Origin of the sequence: Methylobacterium sp. NPDC080182 (assembly GCF_050281105.1) — a bacterium.
In the GTDB taxonomy this organism is placed as follows: domain Bacteria; phylum Pseudomonadota; class Alphaproteobacteria; order Rhizobiales; family Beijerinckiaceae; genus Methylobacterium.
Genome location: NZ_JBNNWO010000008.1, coordinates 149,711 through 169,538 on the forward strand (window position 1 = coordinate 149,711; position 19,828 = coordinate 169,538).

Consider the following 19,828-nt stretch of genomic DNA (forward strand, 5'->3'; position numbering starts at 1 on the left):
GGTGGCTGTGTTACCCAAGACACGGCCACAACTTCACAATCGTGCAAGGATCCAAGGAGGATCTGTGCCCGCGCGGGTCTGGCCCTTCGCGGCGCTCGGGCGTTGAACCGATCGAAGCGACCGCCGTTCAGCCCCTGTAGAGTGTCCTGGTCCATGAGCGATTCGGTACAGCCTGGCCAGAAGCCCGTGATCCTCGTCGTGGAGGACCAGCCCGACGAGCGCTTCCTCGCGGCCACGCTGCTGGAGGATACCGGCTTCACGGTGATCGAGGCCGAGACCGCCGATCGCGCCCTGGCGATCCTCAACGATCGCGCGGACGAGGTCAGTGTCGTCTTCTCGGACGTCCGCACGCCCGGACCGATCGGCGGCTTCGAGCTCGCGCGGATCATCGGCGTGACTTGGCCGCGTGTGCGGGTCCTGCTGACCTCGGGCGACGCGGGCGACCAGCCGAGCGACCTGCGCGTCTCGGCGACCTTCATCCCGAAGCCGTGGCGCGCCGAAGACATCCTCGCCTGGGTGGAGCAGGCGGCCGGGCGACCCTCGGCCGGGTCGGGACCGTCCGTTATCGGACCGGGCGGCAAAATAATCCCGTCCGGCTTGGAAACCTGAGGCGGCCGCACAGTTGTACGCCACTCCGGAGCGCGCCGCGCCCGGACTTCCGCAGTACAACCGATCCCCGACGCCGCCATGAAGATTGTCGCAACCAACCACGCCGATTCACTCCGACGCCCCGGTTCGCGGGATTCGGCGGAATCCGCCGTTCTCGACACGGTCCGGGAGGGGCTGCTCAGTGTCTACGGCACGGCGGATCGCGACCTGCCGGCGGAATTGGCGGCGCTGGCGCGGCAGCTCGACCGTCCGGGTCCCGCGGGCTGCGGCCCGACCTAGCTTCCGCCGCGGAACCTTGACAGGAGACTGCGCCAGCGGGTCGCCAAGACGAGAGAATCTGCTATTCAGCGCATTCTGACCTGCCGACGCAGTGCGTCTCTCAGTCGAGTCCCGGATGCGTCTCACAGTTCTTCGCGGCTCGCTCACCGCCGCCGCGATCATGACCCTGGCCGGTCTCGCGTCCGTTCAGGCGGCGACCCCGCCCGCCCAGCCCGCCAACGGCGCGGGCGGTGTGGGTGACCGCAAGGCGACGGTGACCAAGCGGCTGCTCGGGCGCGGCACGGCCTCGACTTACGCGTTCTACGCCGCGGGCGCGGCCCCCGAGACGGGCCGGCCGGTCGCGATCGTCCTGCACGGGTGGGGCGCGGTCAATCCGCAGAGCTACGGCGGCTGGATCGATCATCTCGCCCGCCAGGGCTGGCTCGTCTTGTATCCACGATTTCAGGAGGTGAATCGGACCCGCCCGGCCGACGCCCCGGCCATCGCGGAATCCCTCGTCAAGGCGGCCCTCGCCGAGATCGCGACGGACGGCGAGGCGAAGCCCGACCTCGGCCGCGTCGCGATGATCGGCCATCTCGCCGGGGCTCCGCTCGCCATGGATCTGGCTGCCGCGGCCAAGGCCCAGGGCCTGCCGGTGCCGAAGCTGATCTTCGCGGTGATGCCCGGCGGCATCGCCAGCGGGCCGAAATCCCGCGGCATCGCCCTCACCGACCTGTCGGCGATCGATCCCGCGACGCTGATCGTGACCATGGTCGGCGACAAAGACACGCGGGCCGCCGATCTCGCGGCCAAGCGCCTCCTGCGCGAGGCGAGTGCCGTGCCGCTGGAGCGCAAGCTCTTCGTGCGGGCCCTGTCGGACGATCACGGCTTTCCGGCCCTGACGGCGACCCTCGCGTCCCCGGCGGGGGTGGATACGGCCTATGACGGCGGCGCCATCAAGCCGGGACCGGAGCCGAAGGACGGGACCAAGGACGCAGCGAAGCCGCCGCCGTTCCGCTGGTCCGCCGACATGGCGCTGTCCGGCGAGCAGCAGACCCTGGTCTCGCAGATCAACCTCGCCCGGGTCGACGCGCTCGACTATCTCGGTTTCTGGAAGACCTTCGACCTCGCCGCCGCGGCGGCCTTCGCCGGGTCGGATGCGGCGGCGCTGAAGAACAATCCGCGCCTCGCCGACATGGAGCGCTGGAGCGACGGCTGGCCGGTGAAGCGGCTCGCCGTCGAGACGCCGCGGCCCACACCGGCCGCTCAGGCCGGGACGCCGGCGCCCGCACCCCCCGGACGCAAGCGCTGAGATCGGACGTCCCGACAGCTTGGCCTTGGCGCGCGGCTTGCTAATCTCTTCCCGTTCGACACGGGAGGGAGATCATGCCCGAGTTCGTCGCCAGCCTGCTCGCCGCCGCGGCCTTCTGCCTGACGTTGCTCGCGCTGAACGCGCTGACACGGCTGCTGATCCAGGCGCATATTGCCCCCTCGGATCTCGGCGAGACCGGCTTCCTGCAGGTCGGCGGTGCGCTCCTGATGGCCCGGGCGGCCTACCGGCGGGCGCCCCAGCGCCGACCGGGCTGACGCTCAGCGCAGGAACGCGCCGAACGAGCGTGGGCCGTTGCCCGTCGGGATGGTCGCCAGCACCTTGAGAGTCTTCGAATCGAGGACGCTCAGCGTGTTGTCGCCCCAGTTGGCGACGTAGAGGCGTCCGTCGGGATCCGCGGCGATCCCTTCCGGGTGGTCGCCTACATCGACGTCGGCGATCGGCTTGAGCGTGGCGAGGTCGAACGCCGTGACGCTGCCGGCATACTGGTCCGTCACGAAGCCGCGCCCGCCGGCGAGGGCGATGACGTAGGGCCGGCGGCCGGTCGGGATGCGGCCGATCTCGCGCTCTGTCTTCAGATCCAGCACCGAGACGTCGTCGCCGGTCACGTTGGCCGTGTAGGCGCGCCCCGCCGCGGCATCGAGCGTGATTCCGAACGGATGCTGCCCCACCGGGATGACCTTGGTCTCCCGCCGGGTCGCGGCGTCCACGACCGAGACCGTGTCGGCCTCGCGGTTGGCGACGTAGAGCGTCGCCCCGTCGGGGCTGACGGCGATCCCCGAGGGCGAAGCGCCGACCGCGATCTCGCCGTCCGGAATTAGGGTGCCGTCGCGCTCGGTCAGCACGAACAGGCGGTGCCCGTACCAGTCGGCCACGTAGACCGCGCCGCCCCGCGGGTCGGAAGCGACGCCGAGCGGGCCGCCGGGCAGCGGCACCTCGGACAGGATCTTGCCGGCGTCGAGATCGAGGATGGCGAGACCGTGCCCCTCGGGGCGCGTGACGTAGGCGCGCCGGCGATCGGGCGACAGGGCGATCCCGGCCGGGGCGCCGTCGACGGGGATTCGGCGCACCACCTTCCCGGCGGCCAAGTCGACGATCTCGACCGCGCCGCCGAGCTGGGCGGTGACGATGGCCTCCCGGGCCGGTTCGGCGCGGGAGGCAGTCGCCACGAGGACGAGGCCGGCGACGAGGGTCGCGCGGCCCCGAGCCGGGCTCACGAGCCCTTCTCGACCTTGGCCTTCAGGTTGGCGAGGCTCGCCTTGATCCAGTCGCCGACGCCCTTCTCGGAGGCCTCGTCGTTCAGATCCGGCGGCGGGTCGTTGTTCATGTAGCCGCGGTAGAACGCCGCCTTCCACTCGACCTTCGACTTGGCGTTGCCCTCGGGCTCGACCGTGATGGTCGCCGAGTAGTCGTTCGCCGGAAGATCCTTCACGTCGACCTTGTCGATGTAGTACGAGAACAGCTTGTCCTCCGGCTTGTACTTGTTGCTGGTCTCGGAGATCTGATTCCCGTTCTTGAGCGTCAGCACGCGCTTAAACTTGCCGGCCGGGTCGCCGTTGAGCTCCGTCTTGGTGACGTTCTGCATCCAGTCGGAATTCTTCAGGTCGCCGACCACGGCCCAGACCTTGTCGGCGGGGGCGTTGATCTCGATCGACTCGGTGATCTTGCGCCGGGTCGGGCCGTGGGCCTGCGCGGTCGCCGCCACCAGGGCCGCCGTGGCCGCCAGGGCCAGGGTGATTTTCTTCATCTTGTCCTTCTCCTCCCGCCCTCAGCGGTCGTCGCGATCGAGGACGCGCGCCTCGGGGCCGAGGGCCGCCGCGACCTTGTCCTCGATCCAACCCCAGGCCTCGCGCTCGCGCGGTCCCGCGGTCTTGCCAATGGCGATGGCGAGGTAGGCCATCTCCGTCAACACCTTCTCGGGCTCCAGCATGTGGAGCCGGGTCGAAAGAATGGCGGCCTCGAGGACCGCCGCCTGCGCGCGGTTGAAGCCGATGAACGGCGCGTGCGCGGCGCTGTGGACCATCCGGCCGCGGAAGCGAGGCCGAGTCTCGTGGGCCTCGACGGAGGCGACCTCGAACTCCGCGTGGCCGAAACTGTCGGCGAGGCGGCGGCCCTCGATCGCCGCGCACGGCAGCGTCGGCCACTCGCGCCGGCCCGTCACCGCGCCGGCGATCACCCGGATGTCGCGCGGGCTCGAGGCCGCGAAGCAGGGATTGGCCTCTAGGTTGACGATCGTCGGCGATGGCCGGAACGGCGCGAGGACGTAGCCCTCATCCTCGCCGATCAGCCCGAACGGGACGAGGTGCAGCTCGCCCGCCGGGGACAAGGTGGTGACGATGGTCTCGAGGATCAGCGGCATGGCCTCACGCCTTGTCGGCGGGGACGAGGCGCCCGCAGACCAGCTTCGACGGCGGATCCTGCGGGCGCTCGGGCGCGACCGCGGCGCGCGCCGCGGCCTCCGGGACGGTCTCGGGCGGGCTCGCGCCGGCCTCGGGCCCGGCCAAGCGCGCGTCGCGGGTCCCGGGCGGGGGCGCGTCGGGTCCGGAATGGCGGGTGTGGCCGGCCTTCTTGAAGGCGGTGGCATCCTCGACGTCGGCGTCGGCCGCGCAGCCCCAGTCGAGGGCCTCGTCCTGAACGTAGCGCTTGCCGAGCCGCCACGCTGTCTCGGCCTTGGCGAGTTCGGCGCCGAGATAGAAGGCGTGGGCGCCGTCGCTCGCCACGTCGAGGTCGGGGAAGAAGGCCATCGCGTCGGTGCCGACCCTGTGGATGTCGCGGTTGTAGAGGTGGATCCCGTCCTCGGCGATCACGATCCGGTAATTCGGGTCGCGCACCTCGGCGGCGGCCTGGGCGATCTCGTCGGCGGTCTGCACGAACGGGCGCTTGTCGTGAAGGGCGAGGAGCGCCTGTCCGTAGCCCTTCGGCAGCGCCGAATCGGCCTTGGCCGCGTACATGACCCGCCGGGCAGCGTCGTGCTCCTCGACGGTTCGGCGGGTGTGGTTGGAGACCTGCACGATCAGCACGTTGCGGATTGACAGCTCCGAGCACATCCCGACGAGCAGCGCCGTGACGCCCAGGGAATCGGCCTCGGTCAGCTCGGTGAGGTTGCCGGTGCCCATCATCATGTCGATCTCGGGCCAGCGAGCGCGGGTGTCGCGGTATCGCGCGATCGAGTCGACGAAGCCGTGGTGGATCGGCTCGAGGATCGGGTCGGCCAGGAACGGCCGCCCCGCCTTGAGCATGCGCTCGATCGCGCGATCGAGGGAGGGCAGGTCGTCCGGCCGCATCGGTACGAGGATCGGCATCGCATCGGTCTCGAAGGCGAGATCGAGGGTCTCCTCGTTCAGGCTCAGCAGGAAGTCGGCGCCGGCGCCGGCGCCCCGGACCAGTTCCTCGCGGGAGAAGGAATCGACGCTGACCCTCAGGCCGGCGCCCTTCAGGGCCCGCACGGAATCCTCGAGGTGCGGGAACGGGGTATCGGGCAGGCCGCCGAGATCGATGACGTCCGCGCCGCGCCCGGCGAGATCGAGCCCCTTGGCGAGGATCTGGTCGACGCTCATCTTCGACGCGTCCACGATCTCCGAGAAGATCCGGAGGTCGTGCCGGGACAGGTCGACCTTGCGGGCGGTCAGGCCGAGCCAGGCCGGCAGGTCGACCACCTCGTCGGGGCCGCGCTCCACCGGGACGCCGAAATGCGCCGCGAGGTGCTCGGGATTGGCCCGGCACCGGCCCGGCAGGACGATCCGCGTGGCGCCCTCGGGCAGCACGACCCGCCGGCGGATGATCTCCTCGGTCATCAGCGCCGCGACCTTCACGCCGGCATCCGCGATGCTCCAGTGGAGGGTCTGCGGGAGCCCCGCCGCGACCTTCTCGAGCCGCGCCCGGGCGAGGCGGCCGGTAACGAAGACGATGTGCTCGGCGGTGCTCACGCGGCGGCCCTCGTCTCGACCGCGACGCGGCGGTGCGGTCCCCAGACCTCGATCGTACCCCCGAAACATGCCGCGAAGCCCGGGAAGGCGGCATCCACGATCCGGTCCCGCGCCAGCGCGGCGGGGTCGACGCCCGGCGGCGCATCGACGGATTTCACCAGGACGCAGCGCTCCGCCCCGACCCGCGCGGCGAGCCAGAGGGCGAGGCTGTCCGAGGTGACGTCCCAGGTCTCCGGGATGTCCGGGTGGCCGGCTCGGAGAACGCGCGGGTTCCAGACCCGAATCCGCGCGGGCGCCGTCTCAGCCCAGGGCTCCAGGCTCTGCACCATCCGCGGCTCGATCCCGCGGAAGATGCCGGCCGCGTCGCTCATGGCGTCGAGCGCCCGGCGATGGGCCTCGGCGTCGCCGAAGCGCTCCCGCGCCTGCGCGGCCCGGACGGCGTCCGCGAAGGCGCCGCCGCCCGGCACCACGATGCAGCGCCCGTGCGTTCCGTCGCCGATCGCCTCCAGCAGGGCGCGGCGGCGATGCGGATCCGCCTCGAGGCTGCCGCCGATCTTGATGACGCTCGTCACGCCGCGTCCTGCCGGCTCGGCCGCAGGGCGCGCAGGGCCTCGGCCACGCGCAGGGGATCGATGCCGTTGCGGCGGTCGAAGTCCCGGCACAGGCCGCCGCGGAAGCCGAGGTAATCCGGCCGATGCGCGCAGAGGCCGGGGATGTCGATGACCCGCAGCGACCCGGCGAGGCCGCTCATCAGGCCGTTGGCCCGGCAGGCGGTGGTGAAGGCCGAGAGGTCCGAGGGCGCGGCGAGGTCGGGCAGGCGGGCGCCAGTCTTGCCGGCGGTGTCGATCATGGCGCCGGCGAAGCCTGCCGCCGCCAGGGCGGGCACGTGCGGGGCCGCCGGCCCGTCCTCGGCGAACAGCACGGCGATCAGCCGGCCCGGCGCGGCCGCGACGCGATCGGCCAGCGTCGCCGCGTCCCGGATCTCGGCAGGACGTAGACCGACCTTCACCCAGTCGACGCCGGTCCGGGCCAGGGCGGCGACGGATCCGGCCGCCGGATCGGCCACCGCGCTCGTCGCGGCCCCTCCGGACACGCGGGCGACGATCTCCCGCACGACGTCCTCGTCCAGGGCACCGAGCGCCCCGCGCTCCGGGTCCTTGGCGTCGATCAGGTCGGCGCCGGCGAGGCGGGCTGCCTCGGCCTCGGCCGGATCGCGAACGCTGACGAGGAGCCGGGGCAGGGGGTCTTGCGGGATGGTGGACGCGGGCACGAAACACTCGAACTTGAACGGGCCGTCTCAGGACTTCCCGGGCAGCGGCTCGGCGAGCAGGCGGTTCTTGACCACCCAACGCATCGCGTGCGCCCAGGTATCGTCGGTGTCGGCCCGGATCGTCACCTGCCCGCCGCGCACCACCTTGCCGGTATCGGCTTCGGCGATCGCGACGCTCAGGTTGAAGATCTGGCCGGACCCCTTCTCCACATAACCGGTCACGACGAGGTCCGCACCCAGGCTCTTGGCGATGTCGGCCGCGCAGCCGTTGCATTTGTAGAGCGGCCCCTCCTTGGCCACGACGTCGGCCTTGGGCGCGGTATCGACGATCTCCAGACCGGCCTTGTCGCGCAGGGCGTTGCGCAACTCGTCGGTGACGAGGGCGAGCTTCCGGGCGTCCACCGGCCGCGTCCGGGATCCGTAGGCGGCACCGGGATCGAACAGCTCGACCGGGAAGACGGCGGCCTTCTCGGCGGCGCCGGCCGCACCGGGCAGGGCGGTCCACAGGACGACGCCGCAGGCGAGCGCGGCGCGGAGAGACGTGTGGCGCATCGGCGGGAGCTTCCTCTCGAGGCGTGCGACCGCCCGAGGCGGCGGCATCGTTCCCGCCATAGGTCGGGCGAAGGGACAATTTGGCAATGTACTTCCGCGCCCGCCTATCCCACGACGGTAACGTGAACGTCGGGACGAGACGCCGCGGTTGAGCGGCCTGAGCGGAAGCTGATAGAGGCCGCGCGCATGCACCATCCTGCACCCGACACGGCCCTCCGGCACAAGACGCGCCCGTCCTGGCTGCGCGCGGCCGCCGTCGCGCTCGCCATCGCCCCGGCGGCGGCGCGGGCCGAGGACCCGGCGCCGGCCGCGGCGGCGCAGCCGGCCCAGGCCGCCGCTCCGCAGGCGCTCGAGACCCATGTCGGCCTGATCTACCGGCCGCAGCCTGCCCCGTCCTCGTACGATGCCGAGGCGGCGCCGGAGGACGAGGGCCTGGCCGGCGCCAAGATGGGCATCGCCGACAACAACACCACCGGCCGCTTCACCAAGCAGACCTACGTCCTGGACGAAGTCGCGCTGACCGACGACAAGCCGGACGCCGTGGCGGCGGCCAAGGAGCTGATCGGCAAGGGCGTGCGCTACCTGGTCCTGGCGCTCCCCGCCGACGCGGTTCTGGCCGTGGCCGACGCCGTCAAGGACACGGGCGCGGTCGTGCTCAACGCGGGGGCGCCCGACGATCGTCTGCGCGGAGCCGAGTGCCGGGCCAACGTGTTCCACATCCTGCCGTCGCGGGCGATGCTCACTGACGCGCTGGCGCAGTACCTGACCGTGATGCGCTGGCGGAAGCTCTTCCTGATCGTCGGCCCGACCGACGCCGACAAGGCCTACGCCGACGCGATGCGCAACTCGGCGCGGAAGTTCGCGCTGAAGATCACCGCCGAGAAGCCCTGGACCTTCGGCCCCCTCGCCAAGGCGCGCGGCGACACGCCGACCCGCGCCGAGGCGATGGTCTTCACCCGGGGCCTCGACTACGACATGGCCATCGTGGCAGACGAAGAGGGCGACTGGGGCGACTACGTGCCCTACCGCACGGTCGATCCGCGCCCCGTCGGCGGCACGCAGGCGCTGACGCCGACGACTTGGTCCCCCGTGCTGGAGACCTGGGGCGCCGCGCAGGCCCAGAACCGGTTCCGGCGGCTCGCCTCCCGGCTGATGCGCCCGCTGGACTATCAGGTCTGGGCCGCGGTGCGGACGGTGGGCGAGGCCGTGACGGCCAAGAAGACCAACGACCCGGCCGTGATCGCCCCGTACCTCGTCGAGCCCGGCTTCACGCTGCCGGCCTACAAGGGCGTGCCGCTGAGCTTCCGGCCCTGGGACCACCAGCTCCGGCAGGCGATCATCGTGGTACAGCCGAAGGCGCTGGTCTCCGTCGCGCCGGAGCAGGGTTTCCTGCACCAGCGCACGCCCCTCGACACGCTGGGCGTCGACCTCCCCGAGACCACCTGCAAGTTCAAGTGAACCCGCGGCCTGCGGCGATGGCGAGCGACCAAAGCCCTCGCAACGCGCGGAAATCGCACTACAAACGTCCCCCGAGAACGTCCGCCCAGGGCGCCGGGCCGTCGCAAGGGAAGGAAACCGTATGAGCCGCCGCGTCGAGGCATGTCTGAGTGGGGTCGCCCTCGGTGCGTGGTTCGCCCTGTGCGGGCCGGCCGCCGCCTTCACCGCCTACGTGACGAACGAGAAGGGCAACTCGGTCAGCGTCATCGACACCAACACGATGGCGGTGACGGCGACGTGGAAGGTCGGGCGGCGCCCGCGCGGTGTGACCGTCTCCAAGGATGGCAAGGAGCTGTTCGTCTGCGCGAGCGACGACGACCGGATCGACGTGCTCGACACCAGCTCCGGAAAGGTGGTGCGCTCGCTGCGCTCCGGGCCGGATCCGGAGCAGTTCATCCTCGACGCCTCCGGGAACCCGCTCTACGTGGCCAACGAGGACGACAGCCAGGTCACGATCATCGACATCGAGAAGAACAAGGTGCTCGCCGAGGTACCGGTGGGCGTCGAGCCGGAGGGGATGGGCCTGTCGCCGGACGGGAAGATCCTCGTCAACACCTCCGAGACGACCAACATGGCCCACTTCATCGATACGAAGACATTCCAGGTCATCGACAACGTGCTGGTCGACGCCCGGCCGCGCTTCGCCGAGTTCACCGCCGACGGCAAGTTCCTGTGGGTCTCGGCGGAGGTCGGCGGCACGGTGAGCGTGATCGACGTCGCCCAGCGCCGCGTGATCAGGAAGATCACCTTCAAGATCCCGGGCGTGAACGACGAGGCGATCCAGCCGGTGGGCATCCGGATCACCAAGGACGGATCCAAGGCCTTCGTGGCCCTCGGGCCGGCGAACCGCGTCGCCGTGATCGACGCCAAGACCTACGCGGTCGAGAAGTATCTGCCGGTCGGCCAGCGGGTCTGGCAGCTCGCCTTCACGCCTGACCAGAAGCAGCTCTTCACCACGAACGGCACCTCTAACGACGTCTCGGTGATCGACGTGGCCGCCGAGAAGGTGGTGAAGAGCATCCCGGTCGGGCTCCTGCCCTGGGGCGTGGCGATCTCGCCGAACTGATCCGCGCGACCTCCGGGCGCCGAGCGAGGACGGCCGCGCGCGACGCGGCCCTAGGGTGGAACACGACATGACACGCATGTTTCGAACGGCGGCCCTCGGCCTGGCAGGGCTGCTCGCCGCGGCACCGGCCAGTGCCCTCGACCTGACCAAGAAGCGGGAGAACCTGCCCGACCTCGTCCTGGGCGACGATCAGGGCAACGACTTCGTGGTCGAGAACAAGGACATCACGCTGGAATCCGGCAAGGCCTACCGGCTACGGATCGTCGCCAAGGGGCGCCAGGAATACAAATTCTACGCGCCGGAGTTCTTCCGCTACATCTGGTTCAACCAGATCGTGATCGAGCACAAGGAGATCCACGGCGGCGGCCCACCCGATCACCTGGAGTTCGACGATCCCGGCGAGATCGCCATCGAGTTCGTCGCGATCAAGCCCGGCACCTACACGTGGTCGGTGCACGGCCTGGAGTCCAAGGGCATGACCGGCACGCTGACGGTGAAGTGATGCGCATCCTCCTCCTCTCCGCCTGCCTCCTCGCCGCCGGCCCGGCCCTCGCGGCCGACGACGCCGCGTCCTGCGCCGAGGGCATCACGATGATCCGCGACGCCCTCGCCCTGAACCCGCCCGAGACGGCGGTGCCGAAGCTCAAGAAGGCCCTGCGGGTGGCCGAGCGGGAGCAGAAGGAGGGCGAGTTCGACGAGTGCCTCGACGCCGTCTCCGACGCCCGGAAGGTCCTGGGCCGATGAGCGCGACCGAGCCGGCGGCGCTCCTGATCGAGCATGTCGGCCACAAGTTCGGCGCCCGCGCCGCGCTGGACGACGTCTCGATCACGGTGGAGCGTGGCCACTTCGCCGCGCTGCTGGGGCCGAACGGCGCCGGCAAGACGACGCTGTTCTCGGTCATCACCCGCCTCTACAACAACCAGACCGGGCGGGTCTCGATCTTCGGCCACGCCCTGGATCGCGAGCCGTCCCGGGCGCTGGCGCGGCTCGGCGTCGTGTTCCAAGCCCGGACCCTCGACACCGATCTCACCGTAGAGCAGAATCTCCTCTACCACGCGAGTCTGCACGGCATCGCCCGCGGCGCCGCCAAGGTCCGTGTGGGCGAGCTGCTCGACCGCGTCGGACTCGCGGACCGCCGCCATGACAAGGTGCGCACGCTCTCGGGCGGCCAGTCGCGCCGGATCGAGATCGCCCGCTCGCTGATCCACCGCCCGGACCTGCTGCTCCTCGACGAGCCCACCGTGGGCCTCGACCTCGAGTCGCGGGCCGACATCGTGGCGATCGTCCGCGCCCTGGTGCGGGAGGAGGGCTTGTCGGTGCTCTGGGCGACCCACATCTTCGAGGAGATCGCGGACGACGACGACGCCGTGGTGCTGCACCGGGGCCGGATCGTCGCCCGGGGCCGGGCCGGCGGGATCGGCAGGCCCGGCGAGGCGCTCGCCGACGCGTTCCGCCGCCTGGTCGCCGAGCCGGGGAGGGCGGCGGCATGACGAACCCGACACCGCTCGCCACCCGGATCGGCACCGCCCCGCCGCGCGGCCAGGCCGCGCGGATCGGCCGCCTCGACGCGGTCGGCTACCTGATCTGCCTCGGCGGCATCGTCCGCCGCGAGTTGCTGCGCTTCTTCAATCAGAAGGAGCGGTTCTTCTCGGCGCTGGTCCGGCCGCTGGTCTGGCTGTTCATCTTCGCCGCCGGCTTCCGCAACACGCTCGGCGTGTCCATCGAGCCGCCCTACCAGACCTACGTGCTCTACGAGGTCTACGTGGTGCCGGGCCTCGCCGTGATGATCCAGCTGTTCAACGGCATGCAATCGTCGCTGTCCATGGTCTACGACCGCGAGGTCGGCTCGATGAAGGTGCTGCTCACCTCGCCCTATCCGCGGTGGCTGCTCCTGCTCGCCAAGCTGATCGCCGGCGTCGCCGTGTCGATCGTGCAGGCCTACGCGTTCCTGGCCGTGGCGTATTTCTGGGAGAGCGACATCCCGTGGCTGGGCTACCTCGCGGCCCTGCCGGCCTTCCTGGCCACGGGGCTGATGCTGGGGGCGATCGGGCTGTTCCTGTCCTCGCTGGTCCGCCAGCTCGAGAACTTCGCCAGCGTGATGAACTTCGTGATCTTCCCGATGTTCTTCGCCTCGTCGGCCCTCTACCCCCTGTGGCGGATCCGCGAATCCTCCGAGACCCTCTACTGGATCTGCGAGCTGAACCCGTTCAGCCACGCGGTCCAGCTCGTCCGCTACGCCCTCTACCTCCAGTTCGAGCCGGTCGCCTGCGCCGTGGTGCTGGGCGTGGGGCTCGCCTTCTTCGGCATGGCGGTGGTCGCCTACGATCCCGGCCGCGGCATCATGGCCCGGCGCGGCGGCCCGGCCGGCGACAACACCTGATGGAGTCCGCCCGATGAACGTCCTCCTGACCCGCATCGTCGGCCCGGCGCTGGGGCTCGCGATCCTCGCCGGTCCAGCCCTGGCGCAGCCGAAACAGGATCCGGATTGGCCCTGCGTCCAGCGCAAGGTCGCCACACTCAGCCCCGGCCAGTTCTGGACCGGCCCCGACGTGGAGGCCGCCGGCGACTGGGGCAGCGACAACGACGCCGCCGTCCTGGCGCAGAAGATCGCGTCGCGCCGCACCGACCTCTCGCAGGTCGGCCCGCTCCTCGACACGTTCGCGGAGAAGTTCGGCTCCGACAAGGACGCGAAGGACAAGGCCCTGACCCGCGTCTACGCCGGCGTGTTCGAGGTGCTGAACGGCGAGCGCAACAAGGTGGTGGGTGGCATCGCGCGCTACGCGCAGGGCCAGCGCCGGATGGCCGAGCGAATCCGCGACGAGGCCGACAAGATCAGTCAGGTGAAGGACGCGCCGAGCGCCTCCGACGCCACGGAACTCCCGAAGGACCAGTCCGAGCTGGAGACGAAGTTCGCCTGGGATCGCCGGATCTTTCAGGAGCGGAGCCAGTCGCTGACCTATGTCTGCGAGGTTCCGCAGCTGCTCGAGCAGCGGCTCGGCGAGATCGCGCGCCTGATTCAGGCGCGGCTCTGACCCAGCACCAGCGATCATTGCCAAACTATCCCGGGCAGATTGCCGAAATATCCTTAAGTGCCTGAAATCTTTACCGAAACTGTTGCTGTTTAACCACGTGGCGGCGGCTTCGGTCGGCGCGGCCCGGAAATGAGGCCGAAACGCGTCTCACGTGTTCTTGAACCAATTGTGCGCGTTCCCGGCACCCGCCAAGAAAGACCCAAGCTCGGCAGTCACGAGCACGTGTTTGGGTTTGAGGGGGTTGGGGATGTCACTTCGGGCGCTTCGGAGCAGCCTGGTCGCGTCGGCATCGGTTCTCGCCGGGACGGTTCTCCCGGCGGCGGTGCAGGCTCAGCAATCGGTCACGCTCGGCGAGATCAGCGTCGTCTCGACGTCGCCGGTCGGGTCCGGCGGCGGAAATTCGAGCCAGGCGCAGATCTTCAACGGTCCCGGACCGGTGCCGCCGGCCGGCTCCCTGGGACCGAGCACCGGCGTGCGGCTGCGCGGCTCCGAGCAGCCGCTCTACAAGATCCCCAGCACCGTCGAATCGGTCACGGCGAGCGATATCACGATCGATCGCGCCAGCGACAACCTGACCACGACGCTGGCCCGCCGCACGCCCGGCATCAACGTCTCGGACTCGCAGGGCAACAACAACCGCGTCGACATCACCTACCGCGGCTTCACGGCCTCGCCCGTGCAGGGCGTGCCGCAGGGCCTCGCCGTGTATCAGAACGGCGTGCGCATCAACGAGGCCTTCGGTGACATCGTCAACTTCGACCTGATCCCGCCGCAGGCGATCCAGCGCATCGACGTGGTCACCGGCAACCCGGTCTTCGGCCTCAACGCGCTCGGCGGCGCGGTCAACATCCAGATGAAGAACGGCTTCACCTGGCAGGGCACCGAGATCTCGGCCTGGGGCGGCTCGGACGCGCGCACCGCCGGCTACCTCGAGTACGGCAAGGTCTCCGGCCCGTGGAGCGTCTACTTCACCGGCGACGGCCTGAATGACCGCGGCTGGCGCTACGAGAGCCCGAGCACGATCGGCCGCCTCTACGGTGACATCGGCTACCGCTCGCAGGATGCGGAGTTCCACCTGATCGGGCTCGCCGCCCGCAGCTTCTTCGGCGCGGCCGCGGCCACGCCGGTGGACTTCACCCACCGCGACCCGCGGGCGATCTTCACCTTCCCGCAGACCACCACCACCGAGGTCGGCACGCTCCAGCTGACCGGCCGGGTCGACATCTCGCCGACCTGGGACCTCGCCGGCAACGCCTATTTCCGCCGCTTCAGCCAGACCTACGTCGACGGCAACGACGGCAACTTCGAGAACTGCAGCACGCGCTCCAGCTTCCGCGGCAACCTCTGCTTCGAGGATGACGGGTTCAGCCCGGCGGCCGGTCAGTCGCAGCTCGCCTTCCGCAACCAGTTCCTGATCCTGGGGCAGCAGAACCAGCGCATCCCGTTCCGGGCGGGCATCCCGTACGGCACGCTGGACACGACCCGGACGGAAGCTACAGGCTTCGGCGGCTCGCTCCAGGCCGCCAACCGCGACCGGATCTTCGGCCTGTCCAACACCTTCGTGGTCGGCGGCAGCATCGACGCGGCCAATTACGGCTTCAAGTCGTCCAGCACGCTCGGCGTCATCAACCCGGATCTGTCGATCACAACCAACCCGAGCAACCCGTTCTACGGCAACGTCCCGGGCCTCGGCACGCCGCAGCTACGGACCGCCGGCGCGCTCGGCATCGCGCCGAGCTCGGTCAACGGCTCCAACCTCTACATGGGTCTCTACACCCTCGACACGCTCGACGTGACCGACCGGCTGTCGCTGACCGCCGGCGCCCGGCTCAACTTCGCGCGCATCCAGAGCGAGGACCTGACCGGCTTCTCGCCGGACGTGACCGGCACGCACTACTTCAACAAGATCAACCCGGTCGCCGGCCTGACCTACCGGTTCTTCGACGCGCTGAACCTCTACGGCAGCTACTCGGAGTCGAACCGCGCCCCGACCCCGCTGGAGCTGGCCTGCGCCAACCCGGACCGGCCGTGCCTGCTGCCGAACTCGCTGGTGGCCGACCCGCCGCTCAAGCAGGTCACCGGACGGACCTACGAGGTCGGCTTCCGCGGCCAGCTGCCGAACACCTATGACGGCGGCATCATCACCTACAAGATCGGCGCCTTCCGCACCGATCTCGCCAACGACATCCTGTCGCTGGCCACCCCCGGCAACACCGCCCGCGCCTACTTCGTCAACGTGCCGTCGACGCAGCGGCAGGGCATCGAGGTCGGCGGCGAGTACACGGCCGATTACCTGCGGGTCTACGCCAACTACGCGCTGGTCGACGCGACCTTCCAGTTCAACGGCACCCTGTCGTCGCCCAACAACCCGCTCGCGGATGACGGCGCGATCCAGGTCCGCAAGGGCAACGTCGTGCCGCTGGTGCCGACCCACCAGATCAAGGCCGGGTTCGACTACTTCGTCACGCCCAACTGGCAGTTCGGCCTCTACCTCCAGGCCTTCTCCTCGTCCTACTTCCGCGGCGACGAGTCGAACCTGAACCGCAAGCTGCCGCCCTACTACGTTCTGAACTTCCAGACGAAGTATCAGGTGACGAAGAACCTCGAGGTCTTCGGCCTCATCACCAACCTGACCAACAACCGTTACACCACGTTCGGCACCTACGCCGAGCCGGGCGCGGTGGCCGGCAACCTGCGGATCAGCGATCCGCGGACCACCACCCTGGCGCAGCCCTTCTCGGTCTACGCCGGCATCCGCTACGCCTTCGGCGCCGACCCTGTGCCGATGTCGCCGGAGCCGATCATCCGGAAGTACTGATCCGTCAGCATGTCGAGAGGCGGGCGCCTCCCGCGGCCAGAGGGCCGCGCGGGGCGCCCGTCGCGTTCCGGAGCGGCCGCATGCGGCCTCCTGTCTCGGGAACGGGCCCCTTCGCCCGGCGTCTCCCCGGTAGCCGCACCGGCGCATCACCGTCCGCTCACGCATGAGGGGTCGGCGCCGGCCGCATCCCGACACCGTGGAGCCTCGTCTCGATGATCATCCGTTTCGCCGTCGCAGCCCTGGCCCTGGCGGCCGCCACGCCGGCCCTGGCGACCCCGTGCTCCGACGAGGTCGACACGCTGCAGCGGCGGCTCGACAGTGCCGGCGCCGCCTCGGTGACCGGCACGACCCCGCCCGGCGGCACCACGTCCTCGAACTCGCCCAAGGCCCTCGACACGCCGCCGGCGCTCACCAAGTCGGACGCCGCCGTGAAGCCCACCGCCTCGGGCGTGGAGGAGGCCAAGAAGCTGGTCGCCCAGGCGCGCCAGCAGGACAAGGCCGGCGACGCCCAGGGCTGCCGCGACACGATCCTGAAGGCCAAGGAGAAGGCCGGCGCGCTGCCGTAGCGGGCTTCCGGCCGGCACCGCTCCGGTGCCGGCCCTTCCGCTCAGTAGGCGTTCTCGGTCTTGAACAGCGCGAACGGCGTGGTCAGCAGGATCTGCAGGTCGAGCAGCACCGACCAGTTCTCAATGTAGTAGAGGTCGTGCTCGACGCGCCGCTGCAGCTTCTCTGAGGTGTCGGTCTCGCCGCGCCAGCCGTTGACCTGCGCCCATCCGGTGATGCCGGGCTTCACCTTGTGGCGCGCGAAGTAGCCGTCGACCACTTGGTCGTAGAGTGTGTTGGCGGCTTTGGCCTGCAACGCGTGCGGGCGCGGCCCGACCAGCGAGAGATCGCCCTTGAGCACGTTGAACAGCTGCGGTAGCTCGTCGAGCGAGGTCTTCCGGATGAAGCGCCCGACCGGCGTGACCCGGGGATCGCCCCGTGTCACCATCTTGGTCGCGCCGGCATCGCACTGATCCACGTACATCGAGCGGAACTTGTAGACCTCGATCAGCTCGTTGTTGAACCCGTGGCGCTTCTGCCGGAACAGCACCGGCCCGCGCGATGTCAGCCGGACCGCGAGGGCGATGACCAGCATGAGCGGCGATAGCGCCAGCAGCATCATCAGGCCGACGCAGCGGTCGAACAGCGCCTTCACCACGACGTCCCAATCGGCGATCGGACGGTCGAACACGTCCAGCACCGGGACGGAGCCCAGATACGAGTAGCTGCGCGGGCGCAGGCGCAGCTTTGCGGCGTGCGCCGAGAGGCGGATGTCGATCGGCAGGACCCAGAGCTTGGCGAGCATCTGGAGGATCCGGGCCTCCGCGGTGATCGGGATCGTGAAGACGATCAGGTCGAGCCGGGCGTGCCGCGCGTAGGCGACGAGGTCGTCGACGTTGCCGAGCTTTGGGTGCCCCGCCACCACGTCTGAGGAGCGATCGGCATTGCGGTCGTCGAACACCCCGACGATGCGGATGCCGCTCTCGCTCTGCGTCTCCAGGGCGGCGATCAGGTCCTCCGCGGGCTGTCCGCCGCCCACGATTGCGGTGCGCCGGTCGAACCGTCCCGCCCGGGTCTGGGCATCGATGATGCGGAAAAGGACGAAGCGGCCGACCAGCAGCATCGCGAGGCCGGTGCCGAAGAAGGTCGCGAGCCAGAGGCGCGAGTAGTGGTCGGCGACCTTGGCCAGCACGAGGCCGGCGGCGACCATCAGGAACGTCATCGACCACGCAGCGATCAGCCGGACGGCGGTCTTGAAGAAGCTCCGGAAGGCGGCGACCCGGTAGCCGCCGGACGCCTGGATCAGCGTCACGGTGATCACCGCGATCATGCCGATCGCGCCCGCGTAGGTCAGCCCGAACGGGACGCGGCCGCGGAGCATCAGCACGTGCAGCAATGCGCCCAAGCCGAAGATGAGCGCGCATTCCAGCCCGCGCACCAGACCGGCCACCACGACGGGCGAGATCGCCGTCGGGCCGGGGACGGCGGTCTCGGCGAGGGGCACGCTGCTCGTGGCCGGGGTCGAGGACGCCTCCATCGGGACGGCGGCCTCGAGAAGATCGCGAATGTCGAACGCGCTCATCGATCGGCTCCCCCCGAGCCTTGCGGTTGCTGCCTCGGCGAAACCTTGGCACGGGGCGTTGTGGGAACATTTAAGAGCGCGGGCGCCGCCGCCTTTTCCACCGCGGCGCACAGGCCCCCGTTCCTCTTGCTGCTGGTCTCGTCGTCAGGCGGTCCGGGCCCCGGCGATCGCGCGCGGTGCGGGATCGCGGCGCTCCGCGCGGGCCTCGAAGGCCGCGGCGTAGCCGGAGATCACCTCGCTGCCCATGCGTTCCAGGGAGAAGCGCTGCCGGATCGAGGCGCTCAGACTCTGCGTCCGCTCGGCCAGGGCCTCCGGCGCGGCGTCGAGGACCCGTCGGATCCCCTCCACGAGCGCCGCCGGGTCGCGCGACGGCACGAGGTCGCGCGCGGCCGCGCCGAAGATCTCCGGGATTCCGCCGACCCGAGTGGCGACCAGGGGCTGCGCCGCCGCGGCAGCTTCCAGCACGACGTAGGGCAGCGACTCCGCGAGCGACGGGACGACGAGGATCCGCCCGCGTGCGAGCACGGAGCGGATCGCCTGCGGCGGCTCGAACGCCACCGCGTCGGCGAGGCCGAGCCGCGCAACGGTGTCGCGAAGGATCTCGGCATCCGGTCCCGACCCGACGAGGAGCAGGCGCAGCGCCCGGCCCTCGGCCCGCAGCCGGACAAGGGCCTCGAGCAGGTAGGGCAGGCCCTTGGCCTCCCGCAGCTCGCCGACATAGAGCAGGTCGAAGGGCTCGGCGACGCGGTCCAGCGGCGCGAACTCGGCCTCGGCGATGCCGTTGTGCACGATCCGCGTCACGCGCTCGGGACCGCCGACGAAGCTCCGATGGCGGCCGGCGACGTACTCGCTCTCGAACAGGAACGCGTCGGTGCGGCGGGCGAGCACCGCCTCGGCACCCATGTAGAGGCGGTGCAGCGGGCTGCCCGGCCGGTAATTGTAGCTGCCGCCGTGCGGCGTGTAGGCGCGGATCGCCGGACCCGCCGCGGCGAGCCGGGCATAGGCCCCGCCCTTGGCGCCGTGTCCGTGCAGGACCTCCGCGCCGACCTCCGCGGCCCTCTGCGCCACGGCCCGGAGGCAGGACCAGTCCGACGGATGCGGATTGCGGCGCATCGGCAGCCGGACAAGGCCGAGGTCCAGGCAGGGCACCAGGTCCGCCAGGGCGCCCGCAGCGCGGTCGCCGCCGGTGCTGGAATCACAGACGAGACCGACATGGTGCCCCGCGGCCGCCTGGAGGCGAGCGAGATCCATGACGTGCCGGAACAAGCCGCCCACCGGCGCGCGGAACACGTGCAGGATCCGGTAACGCTGAGCGATGCCAGAGTCGTTCGTCTTCGGGACCACG

General features: G+C 70.4%; 22 protein-coding genes. 13 read left to right on the plus strand and 9 right to left on the minus strand.

Going from position 1 to position 19,828, the window contains the following annotated elements; translation table 11 throughout:
* Positions 1–153: 153 nt before the first annotated feature.
* The 4 genes from ACQKQD_RS15680 to ACQKQD_RS15695 all read left to right on the plus strand — a co-directional run bounded on the left by ACQKQD_RS15680 (position 154) and on the right by ACQKQD_RS15695 (position 2,454).
* A complete protein-coding gene (locus tag ACQKQD_RS15680; RefSeq protein WP_042675510.1) occupies positions 154–609 on the plus strand; it encodes a response regulator in 456 nt (151 codons plus the stop codon).
* A gap of 78 nt (positions 610–687) precedes the next feature.
* Positions 688–888, plus strand: a complete 201-nt coding sequence (locus ACQKQD_RS15685; RefSeq protein ID WP_020092074.1) for a hypothetical protein — start codon at positions 688–690, stop codon at positions 886–888.
* A 115-nt stretch (positions 889–1,003) separates the two neighbouring features.
* A complete protein-coding gene (locus tag ACQKQD_RS15690; RefSeq protein ID WP_427508814.1) occupies positions 1,004–2,179 on the plus strand; it encodes an alpha/beta hydrolase in 1,176 nt (391 codons plus the stop codon).
* A gap of 74 nt (positions 2,180–2,253) precedes the next feature.
* A complete protein-coding gene (locus tag ACQKQD_RS15695) occupies positions 2,254–2,454 on the plus strand; it encodes a hypothetical protein (protein WP_020092076.1) in 201 nt (66 codons plus the stop codon).
* A 3-nt stretch (positions 2,455–2,457) separates the two neighbouring features.
* Here ACQKQD_RS15695 and ACQKQD_RS15700 read toward each other — a convergent pair whose 3' ends face one another.
* From ACQKQD_RS15700 to ACQKQD_RS15730, 7 genes are read right to left on the minus strand one after another with little or no spacing between them, the layout of a single operon-like run.
* Positions 2,458–3,414, minus strand: coding sequence for a YncE family protein (locus tag ACQKQD_RS15700; RefSeq protein WP_427508815.1), 957 nt, complete (start codon positions 3,412–3,414; stop codon positions 2,458–2,460).
* Positions 3,411–3,944, minus strand: a complete 534-nt coding sequence (locus ACQKQD_RS15705) for an SRPBCC family protein (protein ID WP_020092078.1) — start codon at positions 3,942–3,944, stop codon at positions 3,411–3,413. Before ACQKQD_RS15705 ends, ACQKQD_RS15700 begins: the two co-directional genes overlap by 4 nt.
* A 21-nt stretch (positions 3,945–3,965) precedes the next feature.
* On the minus strand, positions 3,966–4,556 hold the full coding sequence (locus ACQKQD_RS15710; RefSeq protein WP_427508816.1) for a DUF447 domain-containing protein: 591 nt from the start codon (positions 4,554–4,556) through the stop codon (positions 3,966–3,968).
* 4 nt (positions 4,557–4,560) lie between these two features.
* Positions 4,561–6,123: a DUF6513 domain-containing protein gene (locus ACQKQD_RS15715; protein ID WP_427508817.1), complete on the minus strand. Its 1,563-nt coding sequence runs from the start codon at positions 6,121–6,123 to the stop codon at positions 4,561–4,563.
* Positions 6,120–6,695, minus strand: coding sequence for a uridylate kinase (locus ACQKQD_RS15720; RefSeq protein WP_427508818.1), 576 nt, complete (start codon positions 6,693–6,695; stop codon positions 6,120–6,122). Before ACQKQD_RS15720 ends, ACQKQD_RS15715 begins: the two co-directional genes overlap by 4 nt.
* Entirely contained in the window at positions 6,692–7,393 is a 702-nt protein-coding gene (locus tag ACQKQD_RS15725; RefSeq protein WP_427508819.1) for a (5-formylfuran-3-yl)methyl phosphate synthase, read from the minus strand. Before ACQKQD_RS15725 ends, ACQKQD_RS15720 begins: the two co-directional genes overlap by 4 nt.
* 27 nt (positions 7,394–7,420) lie before the next feature.
* Positions 7,421–7,945: a DUF3280 domain-containing protein gene (locus ACQKQD_RS15730; RefSeq protein ID WP_427508820.1), complete on the minus strand. Its 525-nt coding sequence runs from the start codon at positions 7,943–7,945 to the stop codon at positions 7,421–7,423.
* A 186-nt stretch (positions 7,946–8,131) separates the two neighbouring features.
* Between ACQKQD_RS15730 and ACQKQD_RS15735 the strand changes: the two genes are divergently transcribed.
* From ACQKQD_RS15735 to ACQKQD_RS15775, 9 genes are all read left to right on the plus strand, one after another.
* On the plus strand, positions 8,132–9,403 hold the full coding sequence (locus tag ACQKQD_RS15735; protein ID WP_427508821.1) for an ABC transporter substrate-binding protein: 1,272 nt from the start codon (positions 8,132–8,134) through the stop codon (positions 9,401–9,403).
* Between the two features lie 121 nt (positions 9,404–9,524).
* Positions 9,525–10,508 (plus strand): YVTN family beta-propeller repeat protein, encoded by a 984-nt coding sequence (locus tag ACQKQD_RS15740; protein ID WP_020092085.1) that lies wholly within the window; start codon positions 9,525–9,527, stop codon positions 10,506–10,508.
* A 67-nt stretch (positions 10,509–10,575) separates the two neighbouring features.
* Positions 10,576–11,010 (plus strand): hypothetical protein, encoded by a 435-nt coding sequence (locus ACQKQD_RS15745; protein WP_081636452.1) that lies wholly within the window; start codon positions 10,576–10,578, stop codon positions 11,008–11,010.
* Positions 11,010–11,252, plus strand: coding sequence for a hypothetical protein (locus ACQKQD_RS15750; RefSeq protein WP_091926749.1), 243 nt, complete (start codon positions 11,010–11,012; stop codon positions 11,250–11,252). Before ACQKQD_RS15745 ends, ACQKQD_RS15750 begins: the two co-directional genes overlap by 1 nt.
* On the plus strand, positions 11,249–11,998 hold the full coding sequence (locus ACQKQD_RS15755; protein WP_091926704.1) for an ABC transporter ATP-binding protein: 750 nt from the start codon (positions 11,249–11,251) through the stop codon (positions 11,996–11,998). The genes ACQKQD_RS15750 and ACQKQD_RS15755 overlap by 4 nt, the downstream gene beginning before the upstream one ends.
* Positions 11,995–12,888, plus strand: coding sequence for an ABC transporter permease (locus tag ACQKQD_RS15760; protein ID WP_020092089.1), 894 nt, complete (start codon positions 11,995–11,997; stop codon positions 12,886–12,888). Before ACQKQD_RS15755 ends, ACQKQD_RS15760 begins: the two co-directional genes overlap by 4 nt.
* A 13-nt stretch (positions 12,889–12,901) precedes the next feature.
* Positions 12,902–13,540, plus strand: coding sequence for a hypothetical protein (locus ACQKQD_RS15765; protein WP_091676777.1), 639 nt, complete (start codon positions 12,902–12,904; stop codon positions 13,538–13,540).
* 247 nt (positions 13,541–13,787) lie between these two features.
* Positions 13,788–16,358 (plus strand): TonB-dependent receptor, encoded by a 2,571-nt coding sequence (locus ACQKQD_RS15770; protein WP_091676773.1) that lies wholly within the window; start codon positions 13,788–13,790, stop codon positions 16,356–16,358.
* Positions 16,359–16,570: 212 nt separating this feature from the next.
* On the plus strand, positions 16,571–16,924 hold the full coding sequence (locus ACQKQD_RS15775; RefSeq protein WP_091676771.1) for a hypothetical protein: 354 nt from the start codon (positions 16,571–16,573) through the stop codon (positions 16,922–16,924).
* A 41-nt stretch (positions 16,925–16,965) separates the two neighbouring features.
* On the opposite strand, the gene ACQKQD_RS15780 is transcribed toward ACQKQD_RS15775, so the two are convergent.
* Positions 16,966–18,483, minus strand: a complete 1,518-nt coding sequence (locus ACQKQD_RS15780; RefSeq protein WP_091676768.1) for an undecaprenyl-phosphate glucose phosphotransferase — start codon at positions 18,481–18,483, stop codon at positions 16,966–16,968.
* Positions 18,484–18,627: 144 nt separating this feature from the next.
* Positions 18,628–19,827: a glycosyltransferase family 4 protein gene (locus ACQKQD_RS15785; RefSeq protein ID WP_091676765.1), complete on the minus strand. Its 1,200-nt coding sequence runs from the start codon at positions 19,825–19,827 to the stop codon at positions 18,628–18,630.
* Position 19,828: the final 1 nt, after the last annotated feature.